Consider the following 12,189-nt stretch of genomic DNA (forward strand, 5'->3'; position numbering starts at 1 on the left):
CGGCATGGCGCTGCCCCTTGGAAACTGCAATCGTGCGTAGCATGAGGCGTTTAAAATAGGGGTATTCCGACGCAGAAAGACGCTGCCTTGTTTTCGGTCAGTTGAGACGATGACTGGCTGATCTCGATAGGATTAATCTGGAAATCGACGCAGGTGTTGGAGGTTTAACGTGGGCACTTTGGAACGGCCGGCTTTCGGCACTCCCAATTATGAAACCTTTATATATGAAAAATCGAATGATGGCGTCGCAACGATCACCCTTAATCGGCCAGATCGCCTTAACTCCTTCAGCCGCCCGATGGGTGTCGAATTCAAGCACGTCTGGGAGCGCGTCAAGTGGGATGACGACGTAAAGGTCGTCGTCCTCCAGGCGGCAGGCGACCGCGCATTCAGCACCGGGGCGGACGTCAAAGAAGGGGGTTGGGCAGATCCGACGATCAGCCCTTTCGACTGGGACGATCCGGGCGAATCGCTCGGCCCGAAGCAGAATAAGATGTGGAAGCCTATGATCTGCGCCGTGCATGGCATGTGTGCGGCGGGCGCTTTTTACTGGGTCAACGAGGCCGATATCGTAATATGTTCCGAAGACGCGCAGTTCTTCGATCCTCATGTGACATTTGGCATGGTTGCAGCAGTTGAACCGACAGGGTTGCTTGGCCGTATACCTTATGCTGAGATCATGCGGATGGCCTTGCTTGGCAATGATGAACGCATCGGCGCGGAAACGGCGCTTCGCATCGGGCTTGTTAGCGAAATTACAACGCGTCAGGGACTTTGGCCGCGCGCCCATGAACTGGCGGCCATCGTTGCACAAAAGCCCCTGGTGGCACTGCAAGGCACGGTGAAGGCGGTCTGGGAAGCACGGGATCTGCCGCCATCAATCGCGACGAAGATGACGCTCAGTTACCCGCAGATCGGCAATCGCGTTGCGCAGGAAGGACTTGAGCGTAGCACCGTGCCCAAAGCGAAGTGGAAACTGCGCTGATGGGCATGACCGACCAAGCCTGAGAGAGGGGCAGAATGGATTTCGGGATCGCGGGGAAAGTCGCACTGAGCGGGGGTGGTAGCAAGGGAATGGGCCGTTGCATTTCCGAAGAGCTAGCACGCGAGGGCGCCATGGTCGTAGTCGCGGCACGCGGCCTTGAGGCCGTTGAGGAGACCATCAGGGCTATCCACAAGGCCGGAGGCAAAGCCACTGGCGTCTCTGCCGATATGAGCACGAAAGACGGCATATCGAAAGCTGTCGCCCATGCAAAGGCTGAATATGGTTCGCCCGATATCGTCGTTTCCAACGTATATGGCCCCACCCACGGCCGCTGGGAAGAGACGAAGGACGAGGATTTCTTCGACGCCTACAAAAGCATAGTGATGAGCCAGCTCTACCTTAGCCGGATGGTGCTGCCGCATATGAAGGCGCAGCGCTGGGGACGGATCGTCTGTATCAACTCAATTGCCTCGAAGGAGCCGCATCGGGAACTCCCCCTGGTGACAGCCAATGTCAGCCGCGTCGCCGCGACGGCCCTCAACAAATCCATCTCCGATGAATTGTGCCGCTATGGCATCACGATCAATACCATCGGTACGGGCAGCTTCGCGACCGAACGGCACATTTCCTACATGCGTAAGCAGGCGTTGGCAGGCGTTGGCAATTTTGATCCCGACGATCCGAATAAGCGCGACGACATCCCCGCTGGCCGGATCGGCGATCCTGAGGAAATGGCGGCAATGGTCGCGTTTCTGTGCTCGGCGCGGGCCAGTTATGTGACAGGGCAGTTCATAGTTGTGGACGGCGGCCGCGTGCGCTCGCTCGTTTGAGCCCGGCAGCCGCGTGGCGAGATTTTAAAAGAAGGCAGTTATGAGTAGAAAGCGCGCGTTGGTAACCGGTGCAAGCCGGGGCATTGGCAAGGCGATTAGTTTGGCTCTGGCCGCAGCGGGTTATGACGTCGTCATATCCGCGCGAACGGTAAAAAGCGGAACCAACTACGACAATTCGTTGACGGTGCACAAAACCGATATGCGCCCGCTTCCCGGAAGTCTGGAAGAGACGGCTGGCGAAATCCAGAAGCTCGGCGGTCGGGCGCTGACGGTCGCTGCGGACCTTACCGACCGGGTTTCTGTCGGAGCATGCGCGCAGCGTGTTCTTGATGAGTGGGGCGGCGTAGATCTGGTAGTGCATAATGGCCGCTATATCGGTCCGGGCATCATGGACGTCTTCCTCGACACGCCCTTGGACGCCTATCCCAAGTTCTTCGAGGCGCACTGCATGGCCCCGATCATCCTGACGCGCGCGCTCCTGCCCGGAATGCTGGAGCGCGGGCAGGGGGACTTCGTCAATATCACCTCATCCTCTGCCTATAACACGCCGCCCGCACCGGCAGGGAAAGGCGGTTGGGGGCTGGGCTATGCCGTCGGCAAGGCTTCGGGTCACCCCTTGATGGGCACATTGCACGCTGAATTCAGCGGGAAGGGCATTCGCGCCTTCAATGTCCAGCCGGGCTTCGTTGGCACGGAACGCAACGAGATCATAATAGCCGACATCGGCAGGGAGCTGAAAAACGCCGCACCGCCTGCCGCCATTGGCGCCGTTGTGGTGTGGCTTCTGCAAAGCGGGGAAAGCGCGCAATATTCAGGAACTTCCGTCGAGGCACAGGACATCTGCCTTGAGAGAAAACTCTACCCCAGCTGGAAGTGACGATCGATTGTCGGGCCGTATGCAACCTGGAAAGGAACAGAGGTGATCGTTCAACTTAAGGGACTGGATGATGGCGAGAAGCCCGCCCTGCTAGTGGTGGAGTGCCAGAACCGGATGACAAACCCTGACTACGCCGACCCCAATCGCAAGGGATTGATGGAGCAAGTCGTGTCACGTGAAATCATCGGCAAGATCAACATACTGGCCGATGCATTTCGCGCGGCGGGGCACCCAGTCATATTTGCGACGATCGTCTTACGTTCCGGTTTCGAAGGTTTTCGGGTGAACTGCCGGTTGTCCGCGCAGTTAGTCGAGAACGGTCAGTTGGTGGATGGCAATCCGGCTGCTCGACTAAACGATCATCTGCGGATTAGGCGTAGCGACATCGTTGCGAATCGGCGTCACGGCATGGCGATTTTCACAGGCACAGATATGGATGCAACGCTGCGCGGCTTCGGTGTCGATACGGTGGTACTTGCAGGCGTTTCGACCAATATTGCGCTCCCCTCCAGCACTGCGGAGGCCATTGGTCTTGGTTATAATGTGGTATTGGCCGAGGATTGTTCTGCGGGCGGCTCAGCTGAGACGCATGAGATGCAGATCACCAAGCATCTTCCCTTTCTGGCCACTATTGCGTCGAGCAGAGACATCATGGCGGCAATTGGGCAATAACGGCTTACTAGGTAAGTTCGATCGCGCCAAAGTGGCGGAAGCGGCAAGCGCAGCTTGATCTGACTTGAGCGATAACGATCATAATCGCCTGATATGCTCTTGTCATTCCTCCACTATAAGCCAATCAAGACCGGAGCTTGATCCTGCCCTTATTTCCTCCTCGATCGTCAAGCGAATCTGTCTGATGGTGTCGGCGGCGACGGCAAGTTGGTCGCGTGATATGTTGCGCATCAGCGATGCGCTCCATTTCTCGCGCCGCTCCTTCGCACCTTCATAAAGTTCACGGCCGTGATCGGTGAGTACGAGTAGGCAGGCCCTGGCATGATCGGGAATTTCCCGGCTGTCGACATAGTCAAGTTCGGTCAGACGGTCGACGATGCGCTGAATGGCCTGCCGCGAATAGCCTAGGCTCCGCGCAATATTTCGACACCGTGGGAGGCGTTCTTGCTGCGACGATCGAGGTGAGAACGATGCTTTGCGCGCCGGTGATGCGGTTGTCTCCCAAGGATCGTTATTATGAAGGCGACCCAGGCTGATCTAGAGACATTGGCAAGCCTCGCGCCCCGTGAACGGCTGGATCCCTGGCTAGCGGATAATGTGCGGGAGCTTGGCGATGGCCCTCTTATCATCAATTTTCTGCACGGAGGAACAAGCAATACCGTTTTCACCGTGAGCCGCGGCGGATCTCAGGGCGTCTTGCGCCGAACGCCGTTGACGCCACCCCCCTGGCAGCGCCAAGAGCATAATGCGCGAGGCGCGGGTCCTGAAAGCGCTGCAGCGGTCGGATGTACCGCATCCGCATGTCTATGCAGTTGCGACGATCCGAGCGTCATTGGCTCACCCTTCTTCGTGATGGAACGGGTCAAAGGGTGGGCGCCCGGACTGACTGAGGGCGATACGGTCAATATGGCGCCGTTCGACTGCTTGCCGTACAAATATGGTGTACCATTCGCGATGGTTGATGCCCTCGTGCGGCTGGCACGCATCGACTATAAGGCAATAGGCCACGCGGACTTCGGCAGGCCAGATAGGTTTCTCGACCGGCAAGTCGACCGCTGGCTGAGCCAGCTGGATAGCGACCCCGAACTATATGACTACCCCGGTCGAAGAATCCCGGGCTTCGACTACGTCACCGACTGGTTGCGCGCCAATCAGCCGAACAGCTTCGTTCCGGGGATCATGCATGGGGATGTCGGCCTGCCCAATGCTCTTTTTGCGCCAGGGCCGCCAGCACAGGTTACAGCACTTATCGATTGGGAACTGGCGACAATTGGCGATCCGCTGCTCGATCTGGGCGGTTTCGTTCACTCTATGTGCGATGAACGAGAACCGTGCCGGGTGCCGCAACATGGAAGTCTGCGGGTAGATGACTATCCGACGCGTCAGGCACTCGCGCCCTATTATGCCGCGGGCACGGGTGCCGATCCTGCAGCACTCGACTATTATATGGTGTTGGCAACTTATGAATGTCTGCATCGTGGAATACAAGGTGCACAGGCGGCGATAGGCCTGTTGCCCGCGTCGAGCGGATGCTTCTTCAGTGGTCTGGGGCTCCGGCGCGTTGCCGAGGCGCAACGCATCGCTCGATTGGTCGAGGGCCTCCCGGTGCCGGATTGATCATGACGGACGCGCGAAGGAGCAAGCTGCTGGCGGTCCTAGCGGAGGATTATGATCCGCCTGAAACCTTCGTGTTGCGCCCGTTCAATCCGGGTGTCCCGGAGGTGGGGCAGGTGCGTGTGCGCGTGCGCGTGCACGCCGCAGGACTGAGTTTCGTCGATGTTCTTACGGCCGCGGGGAAATATCAGACGCGGCCGCCTCTTCTGTTCGTTCCGGGCGGGGAAATAGCCGGCATAGTGGAAGCAGTCGCCGGGTGGTGATCGGACGATAATTGGCATGCGGGTGCTGGCAGTTTCGGCGTCCGGGGCTCTCACTTCCTATGCCAGTGCCAATGTCGATGTCGAGCGGCTATGGGTAATGCCAGACCTGATGGATTTCGTCACTGGGCAGCCTTCCGTGTCGGTTTCGTCACAGCCTATGAGGCTCTGGTGCGGTTGGGCCGGATTCGCGCTGGGGGATGCGTCGTCGTGTTGGGGGCAAGCGGCACGGTCGGACTTGCTGCCGTGCAGCTGGCGAGCACGCTTGGCGCCAGGGTCATTGCATCCGCGTCAACCGAGGAGAAGCGGGTTCTTGCCATCGCGCATGGGGCAGATGCAGCCGTCGAAACGCATGATCCTGAATGGCGCAGGCGCGTAAGCGACGCTAATGGTGGGCGGCCAGTCGATATCGTCTTCGATCCCGTGGGGGGCGATGCGACCGAACCGGCCTTTCGCAATTTGGGTTGGAACGGGCGCCATCTGATGGTCGGCTTCGCATCGGGGGCTCTATCGCGAACCTTCCGCTTCTCAAGGGTTCGTCGCTGATCGGGGTGAACATAGGGCAAGCGCTCGCCCGAAATCCTTCGGCCTATGCGGCAAACTTAACGGCCCTGTTCGAACTCTATGAAACCAAGGGCCTGTCGCCTGTAACTGCAATTATTTGTCCTCTCCACGATTTTGCAACGGCTATGAACGTGGCGCGTAGCGGGAAGGGGCTGGGGCGGATAGTGGTAACGATGGACGCCGACGGCGACTAGCATGTCAGATATTGATGGGCACGGAGCGCCCCCGTGGAACGATCAGGTCGACATTAACATCGGACGGCAGCTTAAGTAATGCGATAAGCATCTGCGTCATCGTCGTGCGCGATACAGCTTCTCCCGTATGCGACGCCAGGTATCCGCCATCGTGCAAAGCTCCGACGAACTTCTCCACCACTTGCGGATCGTTAGCTGCGCGCAGGCTGCTACCTTCGGTTCTGCCCAGCCTTACCGCGGTCACGCGGGTACGCTGATCACGCAATTCCTCCCGCAAGCCTGCGGCTAAGCCTTCGATCGCGGCTTTGGTCGCGGCATACATAGAGAGATAGGGGAAGGCCGTCTTCGCGCTCTCCGACCCGATGAAAACGATGTCCCCACCGCCTGCTACGCGCAAATAGGGTATGGCTGCGCGTGCGCAGAAGATCGCGCCTGCGACGTTTACATTAAGCTGTCGCGCGACCTGCGCGTCGGAGACCTCCTCGACGCGCGAAATGACCATGGTTGCTGCATTGGACACGAGCACGTCGACACGTCCAAAATGCCTAGCCAGTTTGTCGAAGGCAGCATTAACGCTGGCCGGATCGGAGACATCACAGGGAACCGCAAGGGCGGCGTCGCCGAGCGTGCTTGCGGCCTCCCTTAAATGGGCGGAGTCGCGCGCCACCATGGCGACCACGGCGCCTTCGGCGATCAGCGCTTCGCAGAAGGCGCGGCCCAATCCTTTCGATGCGCCGGTTACCACACAGGCCTTGCCCGCCAGGTCGGTCATGGTCGCATGACCTTATTTGCCCTTGAACAATTCGGGCTGTTTGAATGCGCCTACCGCGGTACCGCCGGTGAACCCGCCATCAACGGGCAGGCAGATCGCGTTTATGAAGCCGGCCAGATCGCTGTTGAGGAGGAGGAGGGCGTCGGCCTGTTCCTGCGCGGTTGAACGACGTCCTGCCGGGCCATAGAACATTGCAAGCCGTTCTTCGCCTGCAAGTTCCTCAAAGGCGGCGATCATGGGGGTATCGGTCGGACTTGGCATGGTGATATTGGCGCGAATATGGCGCGGCGCGAGCTCCACCGCAAGAACTTGGGTCCAGCAGTTCAGCAATTCCTTGGCGAAGCTGTAAGTGTCGCCGACCGTCTCGGGAGTGGCGGCGGCCCAGTCGAGAAACTCCTGCCGCCCCTTCGCCATGACTTCTTTCAGCAGATCTAGTCGGGAGAGATAGCGCATTCCGGCCAGCGAGGAAATGGTCGCGATCGCGCCGCCCTCCTTGATCTTGGGCACCCACTGTTCCGTCCAGTAGCGCAGGCCCAGAAAGTTCACGGCAAGGACGTCTTGGCCGGGGAAGGTTTGCGGCAGGCCCGCGCAATTGAAAAGCGCATCGATTCTCCCCCCGATCGCTTCGACGACCTGGTCGATCGCATTCCAGTCCTTGAGGTCGAGTTCGCTAAACGAGGCCATCTCGACGCTCGACGCGCGGATGTCGGCGCCATGGACTTCGGCGCCCATTTCGACCAGCGAACGGGCGCAGGCTTCTCCCATGCCCGAAGCGCAACCAACGATGGCAACACGTTTGCCGATATATGAGATTTGTTTAGTCACGATTTTCTCCTCGCCATTCCCGCCTAGCCTTGCCGATATTATTAGACTTCAAGATCGAGGAGGGGAGCAAATTGCTGGACGCCATCGAAGTCGCGCTCCTCGATCCCGCCTGAACTTCCCGCGCGCGGAATTGTTATTTTGACAATGAGAGCTGGTTGATAGGCGAAAACTGCCACATCGTCGGCGTCGAGGTTAAAGCAGGGCGCAATCGCAGCAGCGGACAATCCGGGAGATTTACGTACCCGGTCGAACTGGTCTTCATTTTCGAAACCGATGTCAAAAGTGATGAACGAAGCGCCGGCGTTGCCGCTCTTGATATAGGTCGCTACCGTGTCGAGACGCGCCATCATACATCCTCCATTTCAATCGGAAACAGGCTTGTGAGTTCTCCGGGTTCAATGCCCATGATGTGCCACAAGCTCCATTCATAGACCGCGCCCATATCAATGATGCTCGGAGAAAAGGGGTAAGCGAAGTTCCCTCCACCACCCATCCGCCCATGAATGTCGAGACGCGATCCTGTCGGTCCGAGGCGTGAGGCAAGTGCATTGGTGACGGCTTCGGTCTTGCCGACCAAGTCGACGACGAACCCAATTTCATGTCCCACCTGATCGCGCAGCGGCTCTAGCGGTCCCATTACGGCGTCACGCCCGTAGGCGCGGAAATTTAGTATATAGTCGTCAGGCTGGAACCCCAGGCTACGCGCTGCACGAGCGATCGCAGCACGATAGGCGTCCATATACTCGTCCAGCCTTTCGAGAAGGCGTGGATCTCTCAGGCCTGCGATCAGCAACTTACGGAACCCAACCCTGCGCGCGCCCTCGAGCTTGAGCGTGGGATGTTCGGTGGCGATATAGCGGCTTCCCGTGACCCGGACGGACCGATCGTCGATCTGTTCGTAGCGCGACAATTCTGTGTCGATCATCCCTGTCGGCTGCACGACCCGGAACGGGTCGCTGTTCTCGTGCAGAGTGATGCCTGCCACGGTCTTGACCGTGCAGACCGACCCTTCACGGGTCGGCACAATGGTAAAGCCGCTTTCGTCGATAGTCGCGAGCACGGGCGAACCATCCTGTGGTCGGGTGGTCGCAAGATAACCCTTATCGATGCATTTTGCCGCATGCCATACCGCTCCCGCTGGCAAGCCGGCGCGGATAGCCACGGCAGAGAATATCGATGGATCAGTCGCCCGCCCCGCAATGATGACATCCGCCCCGGCTTCCAGCGCTGCCTGAAAAGGTTCCACCCCCATCATGGCGACAGCCGCACTGGTCGCAGCAAGGAGTTCATCGTTCAGTGGCGTGACTGAGCCGACCGGGGCCAGATGCCCACTGTGCAGCGCATTTCTGATCCGCTCCCTGGAGACTTCTGCTGGGATGACCGCCATTCGGAAATTCAAACCATCTTCGCGCGCGACTTCGCGTACCAGATCGGCCAGCGCGTCGAGTTGCGGGCGGGCGCCCGCACCGCCGGCCGAACCAGTGATGAACGGTATGGCTAGTTCGCGCGCGCCCTGCAGCAGCAGCCGCAAATCGCGCTTCAGTGTTTCCTTACTTTTCTGTAGCTTCCCGGTACCCAGAAAATAGGGTCCGAAATCGGCGCTTCCAGCATCGCAGGCGATCAGGTCAGGCGCGAGATCCAGGCCGTTGCGAAACCCGTTGTACGAGAATCCCAAACCGAGTGTACACGTTGCGAGAATCTTGCTTTCACGCATCACGCCGCACCTGCGTTGCCTGGCGCCGTCTGGCTCCCCTCCACCAAAAACAATCAGTGCTGCCAATGCATAATCTGCTGGTCGGCATTTCTCGTCCTCATACCTTTGTCTGAAATCAACTCGGTGGATCGTCCATCGTACCGGCAACGCTAACTAATAAGTTATAGGATTACAATAATTGTGTTGAAAATGACTGGCGGGGCAGGCACAGTTTTATGGCACAATAGGTGATCTGGGAATCGGGGAGAGGTGCGCGATAATGGCGAAGGTGATGCAGGGTATCCGGGTTCTGGAGGTGGCGCAGTTCACTTATGTTCCAGCGGCAGGTGCCGTCCTTTCCGACTGGGGCGCCGATGTGATCAAGATCGAGCATCCAGTGCGCGGCGATGCTCAGCGCGGCCTCAAGGTTCTGCAGCGCTTCAAGCTCGACATGAACCGGAACGTGTTCATGCAGCACCCCAATCGCGGGAAGCGCAGCGTTGGGCTTGATCTTTCTTGCGACGAAGGGCTGACACTCCTTTATCAAATGGTCAGGCACTGCGACGTGTTCCTGACCAATTATCTGCCCAGTGTGCGGCGTAAGCTTCGGATCGAAGTCGAAGACATCCGCAAGCACAATCCCAACATCATTTATGCGCGGGGTTCCGCCTTGGGAGACAAGGGTGACGAACGCGAAATGGGCGGGTTCGACTCCACAGCGTTCTGGGCGCGCGCCGGTTCCGCGACCCTGGTCACGCCCAAGGCGCTTGGAGGGCCTTTGACTCAACCTGGGCCGGCTTATGGCGATACGATTGGCGGTATGAACCTGGCTGGAGGGGTCGCCGCGGCGCTGTTTCACCGGGAGCGCACGGGGGAAGCCACGGAAGTCGATGTTTCGCTGCTCGGTACGGGCATGTGGGCCGCAGCGTGCGCCATCGATGTCTGCATGGAAGCGGAAGATGTTCCGTTTGACAACGTTATGCCCGGCGCTAACCAGACCCTTGGCGGCAATCCGCTCGCTAACGTCTTTGAGACCTCCGATGGTCGCCATGTCAACCTCAGCACGCTAACGCCGGATCGCTACCTTGCCGATGTGTTCATCCATCTCGGACTGGAAGATCTAATAGAGGACGAACGTTTCAACAGCTACGAAGCGCTTATGGCAAATTCGGCGGAGGTAACGAGGCTTCTGACCAAAGCGTTCAAGGCCAAGCCGCTCTCCTACTGGAGAGAGCATTTGCGCACCATGCAGGGGCAATGGGCTCCCTATCAAACCGCGTTGGAAGTTGCGGAAGATCCGCAGGCACTTGCCAACGACCTCATCTTCGAGGTGGAATCGCCGGATGGCGGTCGGAAGATCAAGCTGGTTGCTAGCCCCGTTCAGTTCGATCATGTGCCAATAGCCAATACCCGCGCACCAGAAGCGTCCGAGCATACCGAGTTCGTTCTTGCGGAAATGGGAATTGACTGGGACGAGATCGATCGCCTGAAGTCGATGGGCGTCATAGCATGATTCTGCATGTCGGCCGCGACGGTCGGCAGGCAAATCGGTCATTCGGTGTGAAATTATCCTCGCGATGAATGGTCTGAATCCTATTCGAAAGCCCCTACCTTTCGAGCACATGTTTGCGTTTGAAGAGTGCGGCCCGGATCATTTCCGTTCGGCCCATACCGACGGACGACGCCGCCGTGTTTTTGGCGGACAGTTGTTAGCCCAAGCCCTGGCCGCCGGCCTGCAAACAGTGGAAAGTGATCGACCTGCCCACGCCTTTCAGGTGCAGTTCGGACACGCTGGCGACAGCGCCACACCGTTCGATTTTCTGGTGGAGCGAACAGCTAACGGACGCAGCTTTTCAAGCCGTCATATCAAGGGCATGCAAGGCGACAAAATAGTTCTTTCGGCCATGGCGTCGTTTCATAAATCCGAAGGAGGCATGGCTTTTCAGCACGCAATGCCCGATGCGCCGCCGCCCGAGACATTGCGGCCAATGCAGGACTGGCGGGCCGAGGCGATTTTGGCGGCGGGCGGCAGCGAAAGTGAGGCCCAAGGCATGCGGCATCTGGGTTTCGAGGTGCGCCCGACGATCGTCGTGAACGTGATGTGGCCCGAAGTGCAGCCGCCCGTCCAACAATTCTGGGCTCGCCCTTATGGGCCGACTCCGGCAGATCCGATCAAGCGGCAGGCGATGCTCGCCTATCTTAGCGACATCATGTTCCTGTCGACTGCGTTGCAGCCGCACGGCAAGCATTGGTTGAGCACGCCGATGCACTGGGCTTCGCTTAATCATACCTTCCGATTGCATGCTCCGACGGATTTCAGCGACTGGATCTTATGGAGCATGCAAGTGGTCTGGACCGGCGGAGGAAGGGGGGTCGTCAGTGGCCGCATGCACGATCGGGGCGGGCGCCTGCTTGCTTCCGCTTCCCAAGAGGGACTGATGCGGCTGGCGGACAGGGAAGAGCGTCATGGATGATCTTCACGCCATAGGCAGGCTCATCCGGCGTTATAACGTCGATGGCGACCGCGGAAGGATCGAAGCGTTGAGCGCCTGTTTTCTGGAAGACGGAGTTCTGGACGCAGCAGGCGGAGTGATGGAGGGTCGCAAGGCGATCATCGACAACCTGTCTAAGCCGCGCGGTTCCGACCGTTTGGAGGTGGTGCGACATCATCTATCGACTCATAGTGCCGAAATCGGGCAAGATGGCATCAGCGCCACCGGGCGGACATATTTTTCGGTCCTCACCAACATCGGCCTTGATCATCATGGCGTCTATGTCGATCGTTACCGCAAGCTGGATAAGAACTGGTTCATCCAACATAGGCAGGTCCGGATCGACTGGCAGTCGCCCGATTCACTGTTTCGCGCACTGCCGGTCCGGGATCGAGGCCTTTAGAAAGACCT

Annotated in this window: 15 protein-coding genes; 10 read left to right on the forward strand and 5 right to left on the reverse strand. The window is 58.7% G+C overall.

All coding sequences use genetic code 11. From position 1 onward, the window contains the following. Nucleotides 1-169 precede the first annotated feature (169 nt). From C1T17_RS02665 to C1T17_RS02680, 4 genes are read left to right on the forward strand one after another with little or no spacing between them, the layout of a single operon-like run. Nucleotides 170-985: an enoyl-CoA hydratase/isomerase family protein gene (locus tag C1T17_RS02665; RefSeq protein WP_223262762.1), complete on the forward strand. Its 816-nt coding sequence runs from the start codon at nt 170-172 to the stop codon at nt 983-985. A 35-nt stretch (nt 986-1,020) separates the two neighbouring features. Beyond that, nucleotides 1,021-1,815 (forward strand): SDR family oxidoreductase, encoded by a 795-nt coding sequence (locus C1T17_RS02670; RefSeq protein ID WP_104952090.1) that lies wholly within the window; start codon nt 1,021-1,023, stop codon nt 1,813-1,815. A 40-nt stretch (nt 1,816-1,855) separates the two neighbouring features. After that, nucleotides 1,856-2,692 carry an SDR family NAD(P)-dependent oxidoreductase gene (locus C1T17_RS02675; RefSeq protein WP_104952091.1) on the forward strand — a complete coding sequence of 279 codons (837 nt, stop codon included), beginning with the start codon at nt 1,856-1,858 and terminating at the stop codon, nt 2,690-2,692. A gap of 42 nt (nt 2,693-2,734) precedes the next feature. Then, complete coding sequence (locus C1T17_RS02680) at nt 2,735-3,364, forward strand: cysteine hydrolase family protein (RefSeq protein WP_104952092.1); 630 nt, start codon at nt 2,735-2,737, stop codon at nt 3,362-3,364. A gap of 102 nt (nt 3,365-3,466) precedes the next feature. On the opposite strand, the gene C1T17_RS22070 is transcribed toward C1T17_RS02680, so the two are convergent. Beyond that, complete coding sequence (locus C1T17_RS22070) at nt 3,467-3,901, reverse strand: MarR family transcriptional regulator (protein ID WP_145959041.1); 435 nt, start codon at nt 3,899-3,901, stop codon at nt 3,467-3,469. Between C1T17_RS22070 and C1T17_RS02685 the strand changes: the two genes are divergently transcribed. The 3 genes from C1T17_RS02685 to C1T17_RS02695 all read left to right on the forward strand — a co-directional run bounded on the left by C1T17_RS02685 (nt 3,881) and on the right by C1T17_RS02695 (nt 5,784). Next, nucleotides 3,881-4,981, forward strand: coding sequence for a phosphotransferase family protein (locus C1T17_RS02685; protein ID WP_104952093.1), 1,101 nt, complete (start codon nt 3,881-3,883; stop codon nt 4,979-4,981). The genes C1T17_RS22070 and C1T17_RS02685 overlap by 21 nt on opposite strands. Before the next feature lie 2 nt (nt 4,982-4,983). Further along, complete coding sequence (locus C1T17_RS02690) at nt 4,984-5,241, forward strand: alcohol dehydrogenase catalytic domain-containing protein (protein WP_104952094.1); 258 nt, start codon at nt 4,984-4,986, stop codon at nt 5,239-5,241. A gap of 90 nt (nt 5,242-5,331) precedes the next feature. Then, on the forward strand, nt 5,332-5,784 hold the full coding sequence (locus C1T17_RS02695; protein WP_104952095.1) for a zinc-binding dehydrogenase: 453 nt from the start codon (nt 5,332-5,334) through the stop codon (nt 5,782-5,784). Nucleotides 5,785-6,000: 216 nt separating this feature from the next. Here C1T17_RS02695 and C1T17_RS02700 read toward each other — a convergent pair whose 3' ends face one another. Genes C1T17_RS02700 through C1T17_RS02715 form a run of 4 tightly spaced genes read right to left on the reverse strand, consistent with a single transcriptional unit; the run spans nt 6,001 to nt 9,307 of the window. Next, nucleotides 6,001-6,768 carry an SDR family oxidoreductase gene (locus C1T17_RS02700; protein WP_104952096.1) on the reverse strand — a complete coding sequence of 256 codons (768 nt, stop codon included), beginning with the start codon at nt 6,766-6,768 and terminating at the stop codon, nt 6,001-6,003. Nucleotides 6,769-6,780: 12 nt separating this feature from the next. Beyond that, nucleotides 6,781-7,593, reverse strand: a complete 813-nt coding sequence (locus tag C1T17_RS02705; RefSeq protein WP_104952097.1) for a coniferyl-alcohol dehydrogenase — start codon at nt 7,591-7,593, stop codon at nt 6,781-6,783. A gap of 41 nt (nt 7,594-7,634) precedes the next feature. After that, nucleotides 7,635-7,943, reverse strand: a complete 309-nt coding sequence (locus tag C1T17_RS02710) for a DUF4387 family protein (protein WP_104952098.1) — start codon at nt 7,941-7,943, stop codon at nt 7,635-7,637. Further along, nucleotides 7,940-9,307 carry an acyclic terpene utilization AtuA family protein gene (locus C1T17_RS02715; protein ID WP_104952099.1) on the reverse strand — a complete coding sequence of 456 codons (1,368 nt, stop codon included), beginning with the start codon at nt 9,305-9,307 and terminating at the stop codon, nt 7,940-7,942. The genes C1T17_RS02710 and C1T17_RS02715 overlap by 4 nt, the downstream gene beginning before the upstream one ends. A 259-nt stretch (nt 9,308-9,566) precedes the next feature. Here C1T17_RS02715 and C1T17_RS02720 point away from each other — a divergent pair, with 259 nt between their 5' ends. The 3 genes from C1T17_RS02720 to C1T17_RS02730 all read left to right on the forward strand — a co-directional run bounded on the left by C1T17_RS02720 (nt 9,567) and on the right by C1T17_RS02730 (nt 12,181). Beyond that, nucleotides 9,567-10,799: a CaiB/BaiF CoA transferase family protein gene (locus C1T17_RS02720; protein ID WP_104952100.1), complete on the forward strand. Its 1,233-nt coding sequence runs from the start codon at nt 9,567-9,569 to the stop codon at nt 10,797-10,799. Nucleotides 10,800-10,863: 64 nt separating this feature from the next. Then, complete coding sequence (locus C1T17_RS02725) at nt 10,864-11,760, forward strand: acyl-CoA thioesterase (RefSeq protein WP_104952101.1); 897 nt, start codon at nt 10,864-10,866, stop codon at nt 11,758-11,760. Continuing rightward, nucleotides 11,753-12,181, forward strand: coding sequence for a nuclear transport factor 2 family protein (locus C1T17_RS02730; RefSeq protein WP_104952102.1), 429 nt, complete (start codon nt 11,753-11,755; stop codon nt 12,179-12,181). Before C1T17_RS02725 ends, C1T17_RS02730 begins: the two co-directional genes overlap by 8 nt. Nucleotides 12,182-12,189: the final 8 nt, after the last annotated feature.

The sequence above is a fragment of the Sphingobium sp. SCG-1 genome, from assembly GCF_002953135.1.
Taxonomy (GTDB): domain Bacteria; phylum Pseudomonadota; class Alphaproteobacteria; order Sphingomonadales; family Sphingomonadaceae; genus Sphingobium.